At 36.6% G+C, this 21,348-nt stretch carries 21 protein-coding genes; 14 read left to right on the top strand and 7 right to left on the bottom strand.

The annotated features are described in order from the left end of the window. Window positions 1-117: 117 nt before the first annotated feature. Both KGF86_RS10135 and KGF86_RS10130 read right to left on the bottom strand, forming a co-directional pair. Entirely contained in the window at window positions 118-837 is a 720-nt protein-coding gene (locus KGF86_RS10135; RefSeq protein WP_186869292.1) for an anti-sigma factor, read from the bottom strand. 9 nt (window positions 838-846) lie between these two features. Beyond that, entirely contained in the window at window positions 847-1,410 is a 564-nt protein-coding gene (locus KGF86_RS10130; RefSeq protein WP_186869293.1) for an RNA polymerase sigma factor, read from the bottom strand. A 132-nt stretch (window positions 1,411-1,542) separates the two neighbouring features. Here KGF86_RS10130 and KGF86_RS10125 point away from each other — a divergent pair, with 132 nt between their 5' ends. From KGF86_RS10125 to KGF86_RS10085, 9 genes are all read left to right on the top strand, one after another. After that, the gene (locus KGF86_RS10125; RefSeq protein ID WP_211741758.1) at window positions 1,543-2,685 is read left to right on the top strand and encodes a COG1470 family protein; all 1,143 of its coding nucleotides are present in this window, start codon (window positions 1,543-1,545) and stop codon (window positions 2,683-2,685) included. A 3-nt stretch (window positions 2,686-2,688) separates the two neighbouring features. Then, a complete protein-coding gene (locus KGF86_RS10120) occupies window positions 2,689-3,642 on the top strand; it encodes an ABC transporter ATP-binding protein (protein WP_211741757.1) in 954 nt (317 codons plus the stop codon). After that, window positions 3,632-4,675 carry an ABC transporter permease gene (locus KGF86_RS10115; RefSeq protein WP_211741756.1) on the top strand — a complete coding sequence of 348 codons (1,044 nt, stop codon included), beginning with the start codon at window positions 3,632-3,634 and terminating at the stop codon, window positions 4,673-4,675. The genes KGF86_RS10120 and KGF86_RS10115 overlap by 11 nt, the downstream gene beginning before the upstream one ends. A 423-nt stretch (window positions 4,676-5,098) precedes the next feature. Further along, window positions 5,099-6,289 (top strand): methionine adenosyltransferase, encoded by a 1,191-nt coding sequence (gene metK / locus KGF86_RS10110; protein WP_211742022.1) that lies wholly within the window; start codon window positions 5,099-5,101, stop codon window positions 6,287-6,289. After that, window positions 6,289-7,785 (top strand): aminotransferase class I/II-fold pyridoxal phosphate-dependent enzyme, encoded by a 1,497-nt coding sequence (locus tag KGF86_RS10105; RefSeq protein ID WP_211741755.1) that lies wholly within the window; start codon window positions 6,289-6,291, stop codon window positions 7,783-7,785. The genes metK and KGF86_RS10105 overlap by 1 nt, the downstream gene beginning before the upstream one ends. A 1-nt stretch (window position 7,786) precedes the next feature. Further along, on the top strand, window positions 7,787-8,218 hold the full coding sequence (speD, locus tag KGF86_RS10100; RefSeq protein WP_186869298.1) for an adenosylmethionine decarboxylase: 432 nt from the start codon (window positions 7,787-7,789) through the stop codon (window positions 8,216-8,218). After that, on the top strand, window positions 8,218-9,072 hold the full coding sequence (speE, locus tag KGF86_RS10095) for a polyamine aminopropyltransferase (RefSeq protein WP_186869299.1): 855 nt from the start codon (window positions 8,218-8,220) through the stop codon (window positions 9,070-9,072). Before speD ends, speE begins: the two co-directional genes overlap by 1 nt. Then, window positions 9,065-9,922 (top strand): agmatinase, encoded by an 858-nt coding sequence (speB, locus tag KGF86_RS10090; protein ID WP_211741754.1) that lies wholly within the window; start codon window positions 9,065-9,067, stop codon window positions 9,920-9,922. Before speE ends, speB begins: the two co-directional genes overlap by 8 nt. 334 nt (window positions 9,923-10,256) lie before the next feature. After that, window positions 10,257-11,096: a P-loop NTPase family protein gene (locus KGF86_RS10085; protein ID WP_211741753.1), complete on the top strand. Its 840-nt coding sequence runs from the start codon at window positions 10,257-10,259 to the stop codon at window positions 11,094-11,096. Window positions 11,097-11,307: 211 nt separating this feature from the next. Here KGF86_RS10085 and KGF86_RS10080 read toward each other — a convergent pair whose 3' ends face one another. Continuing rightward, window positions 11,308-12,174 (bottom strand): cation diffusion facilitator family transporter, encoded by an 867-nt coding sequence (locus tag KGF86_RS10080; protein ID WP_186869302.1) that lies wholly within the window; start codon window positions 12,172-12,174, stop codon window positions 11,308-11,310. A gap of 216 nt (window positions 12,175-12,390) precedes the next feature. Between KGF86_RS10080 and KGF86_RS10075 the strand changes: the two genes are divergently transcribed. Both KGF86_RS10075 and KGF86_RS10070 read left to right on the top strand, forming a co-directional pair. Continuing rightward, a complete protein-coding gene (locus tag KGF86_RS10075) occupies window positions 12,391-12,624 on the top strand; it encodes a hypothetical protein (protein WP_186869303.1) in 234 nt (77 codons plus the stop codon). 127 nt (window positions 12,625-12,751) lie between these two features. Further along, window positions 12,752-14,212: a methyl-accepting chemotaxis protein gene (locus KGF86_RS10070; RefSeq protein ID WP_211741752.1), complete on the top strand. Its 1,461-nt coding sequence runs from the start codon at window positions 12,752-12,754 to the stop codon at window positions 14,210-14,212. A gap of 287 nt (window positions 14,213-14,499) precedes the next feature. Here the strand turns inward: KGF86_RS10070 and KGF86_RS10065 are convergent, their stop codons facing one another. Then, window positions 14,500-14,883 (bottom strand): hypothetical protein, encoded by a 384-nt coding sequence (locus tag KGF86_RS10065; RefSeq protein WP_186869305.1) that lies wholly within the window; start codon window positions 14,881-14,883, stop codon window positions 14,500-14,502. Window positions 14,884-15,514: 631 nt separating this feature from the next. Continuing rightward, the gene (locus KGF86_RS10060) at window positions 15,515-16,426 is read right to left on the bottom strand and encodes a zinc dependent phospholipase C family protein (RefSeq protein ID WP_211741751.1); all 912 of its coding nucleotides are present in this window, start codon (window positions 16,424-16,426) and stop codon (window positions 15,515-15,517) included. Window positions 16,427-16,626: 200 nt separating this feature from the next. On the opposite strand from KGF86_RS10060, the gene fumC reads away from it, so the two are divergent. The 3 genes from fumC to KGF86_RS10045 all read left to right on the top strand — a co-directional run bounded on the left by fumC (window position 16,627) and on the right by KGF86_RS10045 (window position 18,810). After that, window positions 16,627-18,012 (top strand): class II fumarate hydratase, encoded by a 1,386-nt coding sequence (gene fumC / locus KGF86_RS10055; RefSeq protein WP_186869307.1) that lies wholly within the window; start codon window positions 16,627-16,629, stop codon window positions 18,010-18,012. Window positions 18,013-18,227: 215 nt separating this feature from the next. Further along, entirely contained in the window at window positions 18,228-18,437 is a 210-nt protein-coding gene (locus KGF86_RS10050; protein ID WP_186869308.1) for an alpha/beta-type small acid-soluble spore protein, read from the top strand. Between the two features lie 169 nt (window positions 18,438-18,606). Continuing rightward, window positions 18,607-18,810 carry an alpha/beta-type small acid-soluble spore protein gene (locus tag KGF86_RS10045; RefSeq protein WP_186869309.1) on the top strand — a complete coding sequence of 68 codons (204 nt, stop codon included), beginning with the start codon at window positions 18,607-18,609 and terminating at the stop codon, window positions 18,808-18,810. Window positions 18,811-18,999: 189 nt separating this feature from the next. Here the strand turns inward: KGF86_RS10045 and KGF86_RS10040 are convergent, their stop codons facing one another. Next, window positions 19,000-20,097, bottom strand: coding sequence for an ABC transporter ATP-binding protein (locus KGF86_RS10040; protein WP_186869310.1), 1,098 nt, complete (start codon window positions 20,095-20,097; stop codon window positions 19,000-19,002). Between the two features lie 126 nt (window positions 20,098-20,223). Beyond that, entirely contained in the window at window positions 20,224-21,105 is an 882-nt protein-coding gene (locus tag KGF86_RS10035; protein WP_211741750.1) for a PucR family transcriptional regulator, read from the bottom strand. Window positions 21,106-21,348 lie beyond the last annotated feature (243 nt).

The following is a 21,348-nucleotide window of genomic DNA, read 5'->3' as shown; positions in this document are numbered from 1 at the left end:
CGCTTGAGTTCGAGAAAAAGAATTATTTAAAGGAAAAACCGAATGATTACCTAGTATCGTATATCATTCGGTTTTTCCTTTAATTTTTATAGTTATGTCCTAGACTCAACCTTTTCCTTACTGCTGTAAATCAATATACAAAGTCTCTGGCCCTGTAGGTACCCTACTACCTCCTAGTGGTTCAACACTTACTTTAATAAAACGGATTGTTTGCACATCGGGTCCCTTATAATACACATGAACCATTCCATTCTTTAGATGTAGTAGCTCATCCTGCCAGTCATTATCATTTCGGACAAGCCATACTTGATAATCCTGACTTTCCAAAGGTCTAAGCCCTTCAACCTGTAGATACAATTCATTGGTTACTTCATTTAACCATATGTTACCGGTAATATTTTGATCCATTGTCACCGGGATGATATCGAGTTGATTAGTAGCTGGGTTATTCATGAAAGGTTGTTCCGGTATTAAATCATATTGTGCAGTTAAATATTCTTGGTCACTACTATCTGCAATTGGCTGCTGTTGGGTAATTTGCAATAGACCTAAGCAGATAATGAATAAAGCTGCTGCACCTGCAATGAAATAGAAGGCTTTACGATTTCCTATCTTTGGTTTAAAGTGCCCTTTTATATGAATGGTGTTTTTAATTCGTTTATTTAAGCTTTCAGAAGGGGTTACCTTCTGATTGTTACTTAGTAGTAACTTCCACGACGTTAATTCTTCCTGACAATGTGAACACCGGTATATATGTTCATCCATTGATTGACGTTTTTCGTTTGATAAATTCCCTAATACATAATCAATCATGAATTCTTCTGGGATATGTTTCATTCGTGCGTTTCACTCCTTATCAGTTCTTGCCCAATGAAGTAAGGACTTTTGCTTGCGTAGGTTCTGTAGTCCATAACGTATCGAAGATTTAATTGTCCCAATTGGTTTCCCGTAAATTGTTGCAAGCTCCCGTTGTGTTTTACCTTCAAAATAAGCCCCGTATATAAGCTCCCGTTGTTTTGGCGGAAGTTTATTAATTGCATCTTCTAAAATCTCTTTCTCTATCTCCTTTAAAACGTACATTTCCAATTTAACTGATTGTATTGTATCAAGTTTTTCTAGTTTATTTAATAAGACAGGTTGATGCTTTCTGAGACGATCGATACATCTACTTCGTGTTTTAACCGCTAACCAAGCCTTTACACTACCTTTATCTGGCTTGTATTGCATCGGTTTTTGAAATACTTCGATAAAGACATCATGACAAATATCCTCTGCTTCTTGGCGGTCTGCTAATACAGTTATCGCAATTTGAAGGACAAAGGATACATAGGTTTCATAGAATTGATTGAAAGCAGCTTGAGAGCCTTTAGCCATTAATTTTAGTAGTTTCTCATCTTGTTTCGTATCCATTATTTTACCCCCTTCACATTCACTGACCATATCTTAGCAAAAAAATATGGAAAAATTATAAAAAATTAAATCCATCTTTTAATCTTGCACGTATCATAGATGAATTTTTGAAAATAGAGGAGGATATGTCAGATGCTTAAAAAGATGTTCTATTCACTATTAGCAGTAGTATTGGGGGGGATGTTACTTACTTCAACTGTTTATGCAGAGGTCTCTGTCTATACTCCATACACGGGATTATCTGTATCACCTGGGGAGGATATTGAGTACAATGTCTCTATTATTAATTCTGGTAGTTCCATTGAAAATGTTAGTTTTGGGATGAAAGGATTACCAAAGGATTGGGAATATCAAATCACAGCAAATGGAACGAGTATTGAGCAATTATCAATTCGTCCGAACGATGAACAAGATATACGATTAGTTGTAACTGTACCACTTCAGGTGGATAAAGGAACCTATGAATTTGATTTAGTAGCAGATGGAAGTAGTACAAGTACATTAGGGTTAGTGGTAAATGTTACAGAGAAAGGTACATTTAAAACAAATTTCACGATTGACCAACCAAATATGCAAGGACATACAGATTCAACTTTTGAATATAATACGACATTGAAAAACCAAACGGCAGAAGAGCAGCATTATTCCTTAACCTCAAAAGCTCCAAATGGATGGAATACCGAATTTAAAGTAGATGGAAAGGCTGTTACATCGGTCACACTGGAACCAAATGAGGAAAAAAAGATAGAAATTGTTGTGACACCTGCTAATAATGCAAAATCAGATACGTATAAAATTCCTGTAAGTGCACAATCTGGTGGAACCTCTAGTGAAATCGAATTAGAAGCTGTCATTACCGGCACGTATGGGTTAACATTAACCACTCCAGATGGCGTACTAAGTGATGATATTACAGCTGGAGGAGATACGGTTGTTGATTTAGTAGTTGAAAATACAGGAAGCGTGGATCTGACGGATATTAATCTAAAATCAACTACTCCACCAAAATGGGAAGTAGAGTTTGACACGGATACCATTTCTACACTAAAGGCGGGAGAAAATGCTACCGTTAAAGCTACGTTAAAAGCACCAAAAGATGCTATAGCAGGGGATTATGTGACCACGTTTAGTGCATCTAGTGCTGAAGCTTCCTCTGATGCTAATTTCCGTATATCAGTTAAAACCTCTACTGCTTGGGGATTTGCTGGATTTGGAATTATTTTAGTGGTAGTAGGTGGATTGTATTCTATTGTTAGAAAATATGGGAGGAGATAACGAGTGAATGAGGCAATTATTGAAATACAAGAGCTTAGCAAAATCTATGACGATGTACCTGCAGTTGATAAGTTATCCCTCTCCATCCAAAAAGGAGAGATTTTTGGATTATTAGGCCCGAATGGTGCTGGAAAATCAACAACCATTTTTATGTTATTAGGTTTGACAGAGCCGACAAGTGGAAATGTCCATGTCTGTGGGATTGACCCAACAAGAAATCCACTTGAAGTAAAAAAGCGAGTAGGTTATCTACCAGATGATCTGGGATTCTATCAAAATATGACAGGCTATGAGAATCTCTTATATACGGCATCCTTAAATGAAATTCCGAGGGAAGAAGCTGAAAAACGTGCCCGCTCATTGCTAGAGCAACTAGGTCTAGGGGGGGCTATGCATAAGAAAACTGGAAAGTATTCTCGTGGTATGAAGCAACGGCTTGGCCTAGCTGATGTATTAATTAAGAACCCAGAAGTTATTATTTTAGACGAACCGACCCTTGGAATTGATCCGGAAGGTGTACGGGAGCTATTAAGCTTGATTAACAAGTTGAATAAAGAGAAGAACATAACGGTACTACTCTCTTCCCATCACTTGCATCAGGTACAGCAGATATGCGATCGAGTTGGAATATTCGTTAAAGGAAAGTTACTCGCGAAAGGGAATATGGATGATTTAGCTGGACAATTATTTAAAAATGAAGCTTATATTGTCCATGTAGAAGCCGACCCAATTGATGATTACATGGTGAACGACATAAAGGGAATGAAGGAAGTGAGTCGAGTGGAGCAACTTAATCACAATACCATGGAGATTTATTGTGATAAAGATATTACACCGACCATTGCTAGAACTGTTATGTCCTATGATATAAATCTAACGAATATTAGTAAGAAAAATTACGGTTTAGACGAGATTTATCATCTGTATTTTGAAGGGCGTGAAACAAATGAAGCTTGAGCAAGTTCTATCTAAGATTACCTTCAAAAAACAAGCCAATACGGAAGAACGAGATAAGAAAGTAAAAAGAACATCTGTATTTGGTTCAATCGTACGAAAAGAGTTTACTGACTATATTAGAAGTTGGAGAATAATTATCTTACTCATCATAATTGGCTTAACCTGTCTTGGTTCGTTGTACACAGCGATTACAACGATAAAAGATGCTTTAGATCAATCCGATGAAGCAAAGCAGATTGCAAAAGATTCTTACTTATTCTTGAAACTATTTACTACTTCAGATGGTACTTTACCACCGTTTATTACGTTTGTAACGTTTCTAGGGCCCTTGCTCGGTGTTGCACTAGGATTTGATGCGATAAATTCAGAACGGAATAAGGGAACATTGACTCGTTTAATGGCACAACCGATTCCTAGAGATTATGTCATTAATGCAAAATTTGTTGCCGCCTTATTAGTTAATGTTGTATTATTCTTTGCACTTGGATTTCTCGTGATGGCATTAGGGATTATCATTATTGGGTTACCAATTACGTTTGAAGAGTTTATTCGAATCGTATGCTTTTTAGTATTGTGTATTGTCTATATCGCTTTCTGGTTAAATCTAGGAATTCTATTTTCTGTAAGGTTTAAACAAGCTGCTACGTCCGCCTTATCTGGAATCGCAGTTTGGATATTCTTTAGTATCTTTTACAATATGATCATTGATTTTATTAGTAAAAGCTATTTAGATTCACAGGCCATTTCAAGTGTGGACGAGGCTATTAGTAGACAAGAAACGATTCTAAATTTATATCGACTATCACCGAGCTATTTATTCTCTGAATCTACCACTACCTTACTTTCACCTGGGGTAAGAACTTTAGGGCCATTGACAATGGAACAGACGGTAGGGGCGATAGCAGGACCATTACCACTTGGACAGAGTCTATTACTAATATGGCCTCAATTAACCGGTCTTATTGCAGCAACGTTAATCTGCTTTATAATTGCGTATAACTGGTTCATTAAACAAGAAATCAGGACAAATTAATAAGCGAATCTATTATGAATAGTCACTAGAAAATCAAAAATCCGAATATCTATTGGACATTCTTTATCAGAGTGGGAATAGGTTCGGATTTTTCTTTATTATGACGGAAGGTCACTAGTTGATGAATGGAAAATTTTTCTGTTACAATCGACAAAAAAAGAAATTGACATGAATACTAATATGTTTTACTATTAATCCAGCATAATAAAAGTCTATCTTATTAATAGCCGCTGAGACGAGGGGTCGAAGATGCGGTGGCAAACCAGTTTGATTAATAGTCAGATATGGGGCCCAACCTGAGCGCAAAACAGCTTTGTTTTGTGAACAATAAGAGGATAGCAGCTGATATTTATCGAAGCTTTCCTTAGGTTGTAGGAGAGCTTTTTTTATGCCCTGAAATGAAAAAAATGGAAGGGATGGTAAATTTTGTCAGATAAAATATTATTTACGTCGGAGTCTGTATCAGAAGGACATCCGGATAAAATTGCCGATCAAATTTCTGATGCAATATTAGATGCTGCATTAGAACAGGACCCAAGTTCAAGGGTTGCCTGTGAAGTATTTACAACAACAAATACAGTTATTGTTGGTGGTGAAATAACTACCAAAGCGAATCTAAATGTGGAAAAAATTGTCCGAAACACGCTGATTGAGATTGGGTACACGGATAATCGTTATGGAATTGATGGAAGTTCTTGTAATGTAGAAGTTCTTCTTCACACTCAATCACCTGATATTGCTATGGGAGTAAATGTCTCCAGTGATAGTAAAGCAATAGGTGCTGGTGATCAAGGAATTATGTTTGGCTATGCAACAGATGAAACGGATTCTTACATGCCATTAGCAATTGAAATAGCTCATAAATTAGTGAAACGTGCTTCTCAACTCCGTAAACAAGGTGAATTCACTTGGGCACGCCCGGATATGAAATCACAAGTTACCATTGATTATACGAATCCTAAACAGCCCATCATTGATACGGTTTTAATGTCTATTCAGCATGATGAGGACTTTGATAAAGATAAATTTGAAACGTATGTAAAAGAAAGTATTATTAAACAAATTGCACGTGATTACGGAATGAATGAAGAATTCCGTATTTTGATTAATCCGACTGGTCGTTTTGTTATTGGTGGCCCACATGGAGATACAGGGTTAACTGGTAGAAAAATTATTGTCGACACCTACGGAGGAGCTGCTAAGCATGGTGGTGGAGCGTTCTCTGGTAAAGATAGTACTAAGGTTGATCGTTCAGCTGCATATGCAGCACGTTATGTAGCGAAGAATATCGTAGCTTCCGGATTTGCCAAACGTTGCGAGATTCAATTATCTTATGCGATTGGTGTCAGTGAACCCATTAGTATTTCTATCGATACATTCGGCACAGAGACAGTCGAACATGAACAATTGCTTAAGGCCATACGAGAAGTTTTTGATCTTACCCCTGCAGGTATTATTAACATGCTGAACTTGCGTAAGCCACAATATAAACAAGTGGCAGCATATGGACATTTTGGTCGTCATGACTTAGATGTTACATGGGAAAGAACTGATAAAGTAGAAGCGTTACAAGAAGCGTTAGCAAACTATGCATATGCTGGGGTTCTACGGTAATGAACCATTTAAAGGAGCTTGTTGCGAGTCCAATTCCGTTAATGAATCAAGATAAGATGCCTTTATTTGATGCGCTAGTAGAATATGCTAGACAAGATGTAACCCCATTTGATGTGCCAGGTCATAAAATGGGTTCTGCTATGACTCCGTTGAAGGAAGTACTTGGGGAAATGGCGCTACGAATGGATGTTAACTCCATGAAGGAATTAGATTTGTTAAGCCATCCACAGTCTGTTATTAAAGAAGCTCAGGATTTAGCTGCCGATGCCTTTGGAGCAGAGCATGCCTATTTTCTAGTAAATGGAACAACTGTTGGAATTCAAACCATGATTATGGCGACATGCAAACCAGGCGATACATTACTAGTTCCTAGAAATGGTCATAAATCTGTAATGGATGGAATTATTTTAAGTGGAGCAAGACCCGTGTTTATCCAACCAGAGGTGGACTATCATTTCGGTATATCACATGGTGTTTCGGTAGCCAGTGTAGAAAGTGCAATGAAGGAGCATCCAGAAGCTAAGGCATTATTAATTACGTATCCAACGTATTTTGGTTCGATGAGTGATTTAGAGAAGATATGCCAATTAGCACATGCTCAAGACATTGCTGTCATCGTAGATAGTGCACATGGTGCTCATTTGCCATTTCTATCAGATGAAATCATTGATCCAATCCAAGCGGGGGCAGATGGGATAACAGTCAGTATGCACAAGACTGGTGGCTCCTTAACACAAAGCTCACTCCTACTTTTACAACATAATCGAATAGCACCGGAAGCAGTCCAGAAGCTCCTAAGTATGCTTCAGTCGACAAGTGCTAATTACTTGTTGATGAGCTCTTTGGATGTAGCGAGAAGGGAGTTAGCGTTATTCGGTAATGCAAAGTATCAAAGTTTAAAGCCTATCGTGGAGAAGGCTATTTCTGAAATTGAGTTAGATTCTAGATATGAAGTGCTAAAGAAAGGTTATGTAGTCAATCAATTTAATCAATCATATGACTGGACAAAATTAGTAATCCGGGTGAACGGAATTGGATTGACCGGATTTGATGTATATACAATATTGAAACAAAAATATGGAATTCAAATGGAGCTTGCGGAAGGCTATGTCGTGATGGCTGTCATTACTCCAGCTGACACTGCAGAATCAATTGGAGAATTGGTCACAGCATTACGTGATATTGCGGAAACATATGGTGAGAGAACCGTCATCATGTCTACCAGTGTAACAGCGGACCAAGTTAATGAACTAATGCTAAGCCCAAGAGAGGCATTTTATGCTGAGCATGAGTCCATCGCCATTGATGAGGCTGTAGGAAGAATCAGTGCAGATACGTTAATGATATATCCACCAGGCATTCCACTTGTTATTCCAGGAGAGCTTATATCACATGATGTGGTAAAGCAATATCATTATTATCGTCAAACGTTAGGGGAAGTGTTAACCGAGGCGAAAGAAAAACATCATATTACAGTTGTAAAGGAGAATGCGTAAAATGGGTTTCAAATTATCGACATTAGGAAGACATGTATTAATTGAGTTTTACGGTTGTCCAAGTGATATTATTGAAAACAATAAATTAATTGAGAAGTTCATGAATGAGGCGGCAGATTACGCTGGGGCGACAATAGTTGAATCGGTGTTTCATCATTTTAATCCTTATGGGGTTTCAGGAGCGGTAATTATCGCGGAATCTCATTTAACCATCCATACTTGGCCAGAATACGGCTATGCCTCCGTAGATGTATATACTTGTGGTGATTCCGTAAGCCCTTGGAAAGCAGCAGAATATTTAGGTGAAAAGCTGCAAGCGAAGCAAACCGAATCATTTGAAGTGCCACGTGGTATGGTTGATAAAATCAAACAATTTGCAGACCGTGAAATCAACGACGTACAAGTAAAACCATTATTAGAAGGTGTTAAATAATGACATGGTATACAGAACAATGGAGTAATGAATGTAACTTTTCCATAAAGTATGAGAAGGAATTGCACAGTGAAAAGAGCCCATTTCAACAAATTGATTTTTATCAAGGAAAAGAATTTGGAACCTTTTTTACATTAGACCGATTAATGATGGTAAACGAAAAAGATGAATTTATTTACCATGATATGATTGTCCATCCTGCCTTTGCAACTAATCCTAACATCAAGAAGGTATTAATCATTGGTGGGGGAGATGGTGGAACGGCTCGTGAAGTACTACGATATCCTAGCGTTGAAGAAGTAGTGATGGTTGAAATTGATGAGCGAGTATTCCGATTATGTCAAGAATATTTACCCGTTACGGCTAAAGGAGTAGAAGAAGATAAGCGAATGGAGCTTCGTTTTGAGGATGGATTAGCGTATGTGAAGAATGCTCCAGATGCCTCCTTTGATCTCATATTAGTAGATTCAACCGATCCTATTTCCGTTGGTGAGGGATTATTTACCACTGCATTTTATCAAGAATGCTATCGTGTTTTAAATAAGGACGGTATCCTAATTAATCAGCACGAATCACCTTATTTCGCTGAGTATGCGGAAAATATGCGAAAAGCACGGAAAAAGATTAAAGCGATTTTTCCGATTACGAATGTATACCAGTATCATATGCCTACTTATCCATCAGGCCATTGGTTGTTTGGATTTGCATCGAAAACATTTGATCCAGTAAAGGACATCCGTGTAGAAGATTGGAAAAGCTTTGGGCTTAAAACGAAATATTATAATACGGATCTACATGTAGGTGCATTTCAATTACCTTCTTATGTTAAGGAGGCTCTAGAGACGGATGAATAAGCAATTAAATATAAGCACCTTTATCGGCTGTGAGAAAACTTATGAGGAAGCGGAAGTAGTACTGTTTGGGATTCCATTCGATGGAACGACTAGCTTTCGACCAGGAACTCGTTTTGCCATGCAGGCCATACGAAACGATTCTTTTGGCTTAGAAACATATTCGCCATATTTAGATAGAGATTTAGAAGATGCTTTTATCTATGATGGTGGTGATTTGGAATTGCCGTTTGGAAATACGAATAAAGCACTTGAACAGATTCATACGTACAGCCAAGAGGTATTAGAAGCTGGAAAGAAATTTCTAATGGTTGGTGGAGAACATTTAGTTAGTCTACCTACGATTAAAGCCGCATATGAAAAATATCCGAACCTACATTTGATTCACATTGATGCGCATACAGACTTACGTGACGATTATTTAGGTGAAACATTGTCACATGCTTCGGTTATCCGTCGTAGTCATGATTTTTTGGGTGATGGAAGAATTTTTCAATTTGGTATTCGCTCGGGTATGAAGGAAGAGTTTGAGTGGGCCAAGAAGCACACGTATTTAGAACGTTTTGCCTTAACAACCTTGAAGGAAAAAGTACTAGAATTAAAGGATGTACCAGTTTATGTAACGATTGATTTAGATGTACTAGATCCTGGTATTTTTCCTGGTACCGGTACACCGGAGCCTGGCGGGGTTACTTATAAAGAGCTATTAGAGGCCATTCATCATTTACAGCAATTAAACCATATAGTTGCAGCAGATATCGTAGAACTCTCTCCGCCATATGACCCATCTGGTGCTTCGACAGCGATGGCTTGTAAAACAGTTAGAGAAATGTTATTGACACTTGGAAAATAAGTAATAGATTCACTATTGATTTTATAAAGGCCGTTCCCTATACTTGAGATAATATAAGGTGAACGGAGGTATCTCTTAGGGAATGGATAACTAATCTTTTGTTTGCAGAAAATTTGATCGTAAAATCAAATGCTTCTAGAGACAAGGGATTAGTATGCCATTTCGCCGGGAAATATTGATATGCTATTTTGCTATAGCGGAAAATTGCATGACTGTTACGTATTCCCCCAGAATGCTGTACATTCTAATCCCCTCTCTATTTAGGAGGGGTTTTTTATGTTGAATATTTAGATATCTTTCTAGCTTATTATGAAATAGTAGGGGGAAATTGATTATGGATACGAAGTTAATATTGGTAGAAGGCTTACCTGGATTTGGAAAGTCAATGACAGCAAAACTTATCTATGATTCCTTAATGGAAAGGAACATAGATGCAGAGTTGTATTTGGAGGGAGACCTACATCACCCAGCCGATTATGATGGAGTTGCTTGTTTTACGAGAGAACAGTATGAGGATTTGTTATTACACAGTAGGGGACTTAAAGAAGCTATTAAAGATTTTATACAAGTAAAAGATCGTCATTATTTTTTACCTTACGAGATAATGAAACTTCGTTTGAATAGGCAATTTCCAGATCCGCTAATGAGCAAGGTATTCGAGCATGATATATATGAACTTCCATTCGAACGAAATAAAGAGCTAATTGCAAATAAATGGGAAGAATTTGTGCAGGAATACTCTTTTGGCAATAAAATCGTAATTTTTGAATGTTGTTTTATTCAAAATCCAGTAACAATTGGAATGGTAAAATACAATAAACCGAAGGAAAATGTGTTAGCGTATGTTTTAAAGTTAGCGAATATCATAGAAAAACTAAATCCTGTCTTAATTTATGTGGAACAAGACGATTTAGAATTTTCCTTTGAAAAAGCGGTTCAAGAGCGACCGAAAGCATGGTCTGACGGGTTTGTAGAATACTATACGAATCAAGGATTCGGGAAGGAACAGAAGTATATAGGGAAGGGAGGAGCTTTGGCGGTACTTAAGGAGAGACAGAAGATTGAAGCGGAGATCTATGATAGGTTAAGTATGACAAAATTCAAAGTTAATAATTCAAATTATGAGCTACAACGATATCAGAAGCTGTTAAATAAACGATTATCTAGCTTGTAGCTACATAGGAAAAATTAGGGAATAACTGATAGTAGCTCCGGAAAAATGCAGAATACTAATACGGTAAACTCTATACGCTTTCGTGCTTCGAGCTTTTGTTTCTGAAGTAACGGAACTTTTTCCGGAGCGTTTATATGCCAAGGCTATTGTTTCTTTATAGTGGTTGAACTTCTTCGTAAAGCCATATCACAAACAACGTAGCTAAAAACATTCAATTTATATATGGTTCAATGTGAATATGTGTGTACAGTATTCCATATTCATTAGCAAGCTTTTTTTCAATTCGAACGGTAATGTCATGGCTTTGGATTACGGTGAGATTGGGGTCCACTTTAATGGTTACATCTAGTACTGACTGATTACCAAGTGCTCGTCCCTTAATATCAGGTACAATTTTTACCTCTGGGAATGTTTTAATTTCTTGTTTAATTTTTTGCAAGCGTTCCTCATCAAAAGCATCTGTTAATGATAAGGTTGATTCTTTAAAAATACCCCAGGCTGTTTTACAAATAATCAATCCCACAATTAACCCAGCAAGCGGATCTAGCCAATAAATTCCGAACTGAGCACCTATAATTCCAATAAATGCCCCTATACTTACAAGTGCATCAGAGCGATTATCCTGTGATGCGGCATATAATGCACTACTATTTACTTTTCTTGATAAAGAAAGATTGTAGCGATAAACGATATACATGATAATTGCTGAAGCGATAGCTGTCCAGGCAGTTAGTAGGTCAGGTTTTGTTGCGTTGTCTCCAAACATGTTACCTACCGTAGCAAAAATCACCTGTAATCCGACTGCTACCATAATAAATGCTGCTAGCAACGATGCAATCGTTTCTGCCCGATAATGCCCATAGCGATGATTATGATCAGGTGGCTTCTGCGAGATTCGTAATCCAATTAAGATAGCGATGGAGGCAACAATATCCGTTGAGTTATTTAAACCATCTGCCCATAATGCATCGGAATCGCCTATATGTCCGATTAACAGCTTTGTTGCAGAGAGAAAAAGATATGCGAAAATACTGATCCAAGCACCTTTTTCCCCTCCTTTTATATTTGGTTGGTTCATTAAACTACCCCCATGAGCTGACATAATGTATCTATGTTTTACCGAAGCTATATTGGTCTAGTAAAAGTATCAAGTATATAGGAAGGTTATGTTATCAGTATGTTTCCTATCTCCAATAATATGAGCAAGTTTCATCTTGTACGTTTTGTAAATTTTCATTGCAATTATTCTAAAAATTTAGGATAATATTAATAAAGGAACAAAGGGGCATATCCAATGAAAAAGGAAAAGGTAGTTTACCGCTTTCATCCATATAAGGGAAAGGTCCTGATTGCTACAAGAGAAATATCCTTTGAAATTAAGCTGTCATCACGGTTAATCTTAGATGAGTTATGCTTTAACTGGAATAAGAGGATGCTTGAAGAAAGAATGAATCAATCGATTCAAAAAGGAAATAAGGACGAATTTACAAGCATTCGCAAAGAATATCTACATTATATTTGGGAATAAATCTACTGTGCATCAACAGCCTTGCCGACGTTTGGTGAGGCTGTTTTTATATCAGATAGTAATGAGTAACTATCTTTCTCAACCTATCTTAAAATATATATAAAAGGTGATTAAAGGGGACAATACGATGAATTTAAATGAGACAATCATAAAAAGGCAGAATCGAATATTACTGTACATTTTACTTATTGCATTTTTACTAGGACTTGGAGCGGAACTTGTCGTGATGGCACCTTTAGGGAATTTGTTAGCGCTTACGATTGGCGGGGGTATCGGTATCGGGTTAATCGCGTTGTTAAATTATAAAGCAATATTTACGAAGGCAGTACCATATCTCGCTATTGTTTGTCTGACTGGTGTGTCACTCGTCGTTATGCTCAGCTCAGATTATGTTACCAATATGTTATTTACCTTCTTTCTCCTGGCTGTTGCAGCTGTATCTTTATCGAAGACGGTACTTACAACTGGGGGAGTTTTAGGACTAATATTATTAGGGTTCTTTATTTCTGTAAAGGGTGAACTAGTAGGGTTTGATACAAGAGCGGTAGCAATTACAGTCGTGTTTTTCGCATTAGTATTTCTTGTGTTATTCATCCAAATTCGAGTGACGAGAGGTTTTATCCAATCGATGCAACAAACAGTAACAGAACTTAGAGCTAAATCGCTACAGGAAGAGGAGCGATCAGCAAATGTCCGAGAAGGCGTTCTTCATGTTAGAGAGCAAATGTCGATGATGGAACAAGATAGTAGCATGAACCAAAAGCAAATGAGCGAGATGCTAGCAGCGTTCCATGATATTGCGAAGGCAAGTCAGGAACAAGCGGAGTCTGCTTCCGGAATATCTGAAGCGACGAATTCGAATCATAAATTATTAGAGAAAATGATGGTATCGTTTAGTAAAAGTGTAGAAGATGGTGAAGATTTAATCCAATTATCAACAATGGGACAAGAATCCATCCAATCCTTGACGGTAACGATAAATGACTTTAAACAGTCGTTTGAAAAACTAACAGAGAACATGGAAAGTCTTGTTCATCGAATTGACGAGAATAATACATATGCAGCAAAAATACAAGGTATTGCAGAGCAAACTAATCTTTTAGCTCTCAATGCAAGTATTGAAGCTGCCCGTGCTGGGGAGTTTGGAAAAGGATTTTCGGTAGTAGCTTCAGAAATTCGTAAGCTTGCCGAAGTATCACAGCATACTGCCAAGCATATTAGGGAGAACATGACGATGATTGAGCATGCTGCAAAACATACTCAATCCGAGGTAGCTCAAAATAAAGAGAAATTAATGGTAAGTACGGAGCGTACATTAGTCGCTAAAACGAATTTTGAAAAAATAACCGAGCAATTACATAACTTCATTAAGTATTTGAACTATTTAAATGAAAGTGCTGGTGAAATTAAAGATTCTTCCGAGCATATTGATCAATCCGTGGATCATCTAGCTTCTATCATTGAGGAAACAACAGCTACAATTGAAGAACTGGAAGCAATGGTGGATGAACAGGTTAATCGAATGGCTAATTTTGTTACTGCTATTGAGTCGACAACTAAAACTGCTGCCTCATTAGAGAATGCGTAAAGAAGCTAATTTGCTCCATAGTTAGCGCATGGATTCTTAGTGTGTGGAAAAAGGAAGGAAGTTATGAAGGTAGTGGAAGAAATACGCCATATTGCAAATTTAGTTTGTTGATAATGCCTATCATAAGGAGGACAAGTGCTGTCCATGGCTTGGAAAAGGAAAAGATTTATAACGAAATTCAGATTGCATATCCGTGTTTTTTTATCAACTTATCGATTCTTTTCCTTCTCCTGGTAATTCGTTTCTAGGTACTATTCGGGAATAACTCTACCTTTGGTTTGAAAAGGTTATGAATTTGTAAGTAATCTCTCCTTCTTCAACCCTACTGAAACGGTAACAATGATACTACAAATACTAGTAGCAACGCCAAGAAGTCCTAAAACGATAATTGGAACACTAGGAAGGATTAATCCTACTAGGATTAGACCGAAAAAAGTCAAAACAATAAACCCTTGATAAATAGCGGAGATAATCTTTACTGCAAGATGATTAAATAACGATAAAATTAATGGTGGTAAAAATAACACGATTAGCATTCCAAGAGATGTCCATAGACCGACTGGATCATCGAATGAAACGGTATTAGGTCCTGTTGGTTTGGAAGCCGCTATCAATAAAGTAACAATTGCTAACACCAGGGTTAATAGCAACATTGAAATTTTTTTTAACAAGGTGAATCCCTCTTTTCATTTGGTTCATTATTCAGAGTGGCTAGTGGAAAGTAGCATTTAGCTGGGAACTATTCTCCCGCCACTAAAGCGTAACTGCTTAACATTTCTATAATAATCCTCGTAATGGTAATGGATTACTAAATTTTTCCTGTATTTATATACTACCATAAATTTCAAATAAACAAAGTAGGGAAATTATATAGAATAGTCGATAAAATAGGGGCGTTATAAGGCACAAAAATTAGTGGGATAGGTGAAAAAAGTATGACATAGATGATTTGGGAAATTAAACCGAAGAACTAGGGAATAATTTACAAACTAGTTCCAGAACTATTCGTGGATTCAAGTAAAAGGATAGGGCATACGTAGATATCCTTAGGTACACTTGTGTTTACTAGTCGGGCGCAAGCTGTCTTTGCGCGGGCTTATCTATTCTTTTTTCGGTCGCAAGCACTCCTCTCCTGGGCCCATCTAAAACCTCCTCGACAAAAGATAGCAGGAAGGTTTACTACATCTAGTACTCTTACTCATTAGCCGTCCTACTCTGAATAGTACTATTTTTCCAAAGTAGGGCGGACGATTCTTTGCTTTTCTAACTTAAAAAAACGTTGTTACATCCTAGTTACGGATTTTAAATAATCGGATCACAAAATTGATTTTGCAAATTACGATTTAAAGGTAACCCCGTATCATAAGAAATATCCCCAATTGATACCGCTAATTCCTCCAACTTTGTGCCATCGTTTTGCCAATAGCCTATTACTTTCTTCATAATCTCAACCGCTTCAATTCTACCCTGCTCATATAAATCAATAAAGCTTTTCTGACTAGGTTCATTTGTTGCAGGATGGTACCACGTGTTATGTTCTAAATTCAAATAATCTTTATGATCTAAAATTGGCTGATGAGAAAAAGAGGAGACCATAGAATGGAGTAGTTTATTTTTCCACCCATGTGGATCTGCTAAGATTTTCAGTGCTAATTTCATATCATTAAATGATTTAATAATATTCTTCCTTGTGTTCTGTTCCTGGTTTGGAAAGTGCTTTTTGATTGTTTGATAAAGCAATTCTGCTATGTCCGTTTTTAATTGCTTATTTAAATGGATTTCCTTATAAACTGGTGTTTTCCAGGTTTTTAGGTTTTTATACCGTTCCATCATCAATGTATCAATGATAATTTCCAATTTAGAATGATTATTTCCTTCATACCCAGCTTTATAATGGATATATGGATGTGCATTTCGATCTAATATATGGTGTGTCACAAATCCAAACGTATAATATTTTAGTTCATCAGATTGTCCTTTAACAGAACCGATTAAATCGATAAGGAATTCGCCACATTTTTCAGTATGCAGGAGGTTTCCAATATGATTAACGGAGCCATCTTTTTTCCATGGCCAAAAATTGAAATAAAAGAATGGGTCAGGACCTTGTGCACCTAAGTTTAAAATATAGCTATTTTTGGGAATTGACTTCGTAACACCTATTGAGTCAATTACTTCCTCACAAAAGAGCATATGGGTCCAAATATTAGGCATATAAAGTCCTCCTAATAAAAATAATGATATTTCCATTATAAGGGCAATCCAATTTAATAGGCATTACAATATTGTGAATTAATCTGGATACACATAAAAATATAACTTTTTGTTAATGGAGTATTGAATTTAATTCTCATTTTTAAAAAATTTGGTACAATAGAGTAGGAAAGACAATCATTACTGGGGAGGAAATACATATGGAATATCGTATAGAACATGATACACTGGGGGAAGTGAAAGTTCCTGCTGACAAGTACTGGGGTGCTCAAACTCAGCGCAGTAAAGAGAACTTTCCAATTGGAAATGAAACAATGCCAACTGAAATTATAAAAGCGTTTGCAATCTTAAAGAAAAGTGCTGCCAAAGCAAATAGTGATCTTGGATTAATGGAGCAAAAAAAAGCAGAAGCAATTGAATATGCTGCTGTACAAATTATTGAAGGTAAATTAGATGAGCATTTTCCACTTGTAGTATGGCAAACAGGTAGTGGTACACAATCGAACATGAACATGAATGAAGTGATTGCTCATGTTGGGAATAAATGGTTAAAAGAACAAGGTAGCGAGCTTACACTACATCCGAATGATGATGTAAATAAATCACAAAGCTCTAACGACACATATCCAACTGCCATGCATATTGCGGAAGTATTAAAGCTTGAAGATGTTTTATTACCAGCATTACGTCAGTTAAAACAAACATTTAAAACAAAAATGGAAGCTTTTGCGGATATTGTTAAGATTGGTAGAACACATCTACAGGACGCAACACCATTAACACTTGGACAAGAAATCAGTGGATGGCATCGTATGCTAGAGAAATCGGAAAGTATGATTGAATCTAGCTTACCTTACTTAAAAGAATTAGCGATTGGTGGAACAGCTGTTGGTACAGGATTAAATGCACATCCAGAGTTTTCTGAACGTGTTTGCCAAGAGGTAAGTAATTACACTGGAAAAGATTTTGTATCTGCAAAAAATAAATTTCATGCCTTAACAAGTCATGATGAAACAGTCTATGCCCATGGTGCATTAAAAGGGCTTGCTGCGGACTTAATGAAGATTGCAAATGATGTTCGCTGGTTAGCTAGTGGTCCGCGCTGTGGAATTGGTGAAATTACTATTCCGGCAAATGAACCAGGAAGCTCTATTATGCCAGGTAAAGTAAACCCAACCCAAAGCGAAGCGGTTACGATGGTCGTGGCTCAAGTAATGGGAAATGATGCGGCAATTGGTTTTGCAGCGAGCCAAGGAAACTTTGAACTAAACGTATTTAAACCAGTCATTGCCTATAACTTCTTACAATCATGTGAGCTATTAGCTGATAGTATGCTGTCATTTGATGAGCGTTGTGCACAAGGAATTGAGCCAAATTTAGAGCAAATCGATAAATATCTTAATGATTCACTTATGCTTGTGACAGCTTTAAACCCTCATATCGGGTATGAAAATGCAGCTAAAATCGCGAAAAAAGCATTTGCTGATAACGCGACGTTAAAAGATACTGCGATTGAATTAGGCTTATTAACTGCTGAAGAATTTGACCAATATGTGAATCCGAGAGAAATGACTCATCCAAAATAAAGTAAAAGGAATCCCGTCAAGTGGGATTCCTTTTTTAGTATACCTTTCCTCACCAAAATAACCATTTATTTGCCACTAAATCAATGCTCCATACCTATCTAAAACGTTATTAACCAGCGAATTATATACATATATAGTTAACCACAATTTACCAATGTTTTTTTGTGATAAGTTTTTTACTTCTGCTCACAATATAATTACAGGAGGTGATAAACATGGCTAACAACAACAGCAATAACTCAAACCAATTACTAGTACCTGGAGCTGAACAAGCTTTAGAACAAATGAAAATTGAAATCGCTTCTGAGTTTGGTGTAAACCTTGGTGCTGATACTACTTCTCGTGCTAACGGTTCTGTTGGTGGGGAGATCACTAAGCGTTTAGTACAAACTGCTCAACAACAATTATCTGGTAGAATTCAATAATGACTGGCTATAAGGGGGGGAGACCCCCTTTTAAAAACCGTTCTAATAGGGAAAGTCTTTGGCTTTCCCTTTAGCTTTCTATTTTTCATAAAAACCTATTATTGCCATTCATTTCTTGTGATAAGATAACATGTTCTGTTCACACTAACTAGTGCAGGAGGTGATAAATATGGCTAACAATAACAATTCAAACCAATTACTAGTACCAGGAGTAGAACAAGCCCTTGAGCAAATGAAATATGAGATTGCTTCTGAGTTTGGTGTTACGCTAAGTGCTGACAATACTTCTCGCTCTAACGGTTCTGTTGGTGGAGAAATTACTAAGCGTCTAGTACAAACAGCTCAACAACAAATGTCTGGAAAAACTCAATAATAATGGCTAGGAGTAGTAAAGCTCCTTAAAATAGAAGGAAAAGTCCTAGTTGGCTTTTCCTTTTGTATAATTGTTACCTGTATTATTTACAAATTTATTGAAATAATTCCCTAAAATTAACAAAATATATGTCTGGAAATAAAATAAAGCTCGTTATTATTAAAAATAACGAGCTCAATTTTTGATATATTATTTTATTCTTTCTTCTGTTTCAGCGTCGAAGAAGTGTACTTTGTTCATGTCCAGTGCTAGGTCTATCGTTTCTCCGCCATTAATATCAGTTCTTGAGTCCACACGAGCAATGAAATCTTGCTCATTTATTTTCGAGTATAAGAATGTTTCTGCACCCATTAATTCCGCTACGTCAATATAAGCTGATATTTTAGTATTAGGAGAGGATTCGATAAATATTAACTCATCGTGAATATCCTCTGGACGTACACCTAAAATGACTTCCTTGTCTACATAACCCTTTGCCTTGAGATCCTTTAGTTTTCCTTCTGGGATTCTAATCTTTACGTCATTCATTACAAATTCAGAGCCTTTTACTACTCCTGTAAAGAAGTTCATGGAAGGTGAGCCAATAAATCCACCAACAAATACGTTATTAGGATTATCATAAACCTCTTTTGGTGCACCGACTTGTTGGATAACGCCATCTTTCATTACCACTAAGCGCGTAGCCATCGTCATTGCTTCTGTTTGGTCATGGGTTACATATATCGTAGTTGTCTGCAAGCGTTTGTGAAGCTTCTGGATTTCTGCACGCATTTGTACACGTAATTTCGCATCTAAGTTTGATAATGGTTCATCCATTAAGAATACTTTTGCATCACGAACAATCGCACGACCTAATGCAACACGTTGACGTTGTCCACCAGAAAGAGCTTTTGGTTTACGATCTAAGTATGCTTCTAGACCTAAAATTTTTGCCGCGTTTTGTACACGTTTGTCAATTTCGTCTTTTTTAAACTTACGTAGTTTTAATCCAAAGGCCATGTTATCATATACATTCATATGCGGATATAGGGCATAGTTTTGGAATACCATTGCAATGTCACGGTCTTTAGGAGCGACATCATTCATTTTCTTATCATCGATGTATAGCTCCCCGTCCGTGATTTCTTCTAGACCAGCAATCATACGAAGTGTAGTGGATTTACCACATCCAGAAGGTCCAACAAAGACAATAAATTCCTTATCTTGAATGTGTAAGTTAAAGTCATTAACAGCTACTACGTCCTTATCATATTTCTTTTGAATGTGTTCTAAGCGTAATTCAGCCATGTACAAGTCCCCCTTAGAAATGAAAGCGTTTTTATGTTCTGAATTAATTATAGTAAATAGGACGAATGGACAAAATAGTAAACATGCACAAAGATATGGCTGCTCTTTGTGCATGTTTACATAAAGTTATTTATTTAACGCTAGAATGGCCAAATATACGGTAAGTGCTTGATGAAATATACGAACATCAATCCCAGTTTTTTCATAGTATTTATCAATGCGGTATTGCAGACTATTTCGGTGCATATAAAGTTTTTTGGCAGCGACAGAGACATTCAAATTACTCTTGAAGAAAACTTCCATCATTGTAATGAATTCTTTGTCATCTTGAAATTCCTGTAAGATTAAATTAGGTAAATCTTTGTTAAAGGAAGAATCAGCGTGATCAACTAATATATGCGGAATAGCCTCTAAAAAGGTTATAACTTGGAGCTGTGAACATTTAAACGATAGCTTTGCCCCAGCTTTAATTTGTTGATAATATTTTTTTATTCCTTCATTCGAATGGAAATAAGGACCTACAAAAAAGCGTATATTGATATATAAATCACTGATTAGAATATCAATAATTTCCTTATAAGAAATAGTATCTTCTAATTCACGATTAAACGATTCGATGATAATACCTTCCTGTTCGTTTTCCCATAAAATAGGAAATTCTCTTTCAAATAACTGATTAATAGCACTTTTAAATGCAGATAGTTCGATTTGTTTGGATGGCAATTGGAAGTAGACAAATCGAAAGGTAGAATTGTTATTAGGATACTCATCAGTATGAATCCAATTTTTCCATTGCTTTTCTTCTTCTGTCATAGATGGAAACAAGTTATGATATGGAGTCAGAAAAGTACTTAATAGAAGTAAATCTTTCTCCTGTAATTCATCTGGATGAATCCCGACTAATTGAGAGTCTGAAGTTAGGAACCATTTTAAGCTATTATTTAATTTTGCTGGAATGGTTGTATAGTGTTCGAGAGAAGGAAAGTACGCTTTTAAATTATCAATCAATTAAAAAACCTCATTTTCATTAGAGTTACATTAATTATACCAATTTAATCGCTATTTAAAAAAGTACCATTTATGTCAGTAAAAATATATAACCAAGTCTGCTTGTCGCCAGTTAGCCTTGCGAAATCCCCGTATAGATAGTTCACCTAGTGTCAATTAACTTTATAATCAAAAGTTAATAGCTATTAGTATACATACCCCGTTACGTTTGATATAGTGGGGGTAATCTAATCAAGGAGGAAT

Origin of the sequence: Ornithinibacillus massiliensis (assembly GCF_018310345.1) — a bacterium.
Lineage (GTDB): Bacteria > Bacillota > Bacilli > Bacillales > Amphibacillaceae > Ornithinibacillus > Ornithinibacillus massiliensis.
This window is presented reverse-complemented; position numbering and strand designations above follow the sequence as displayed.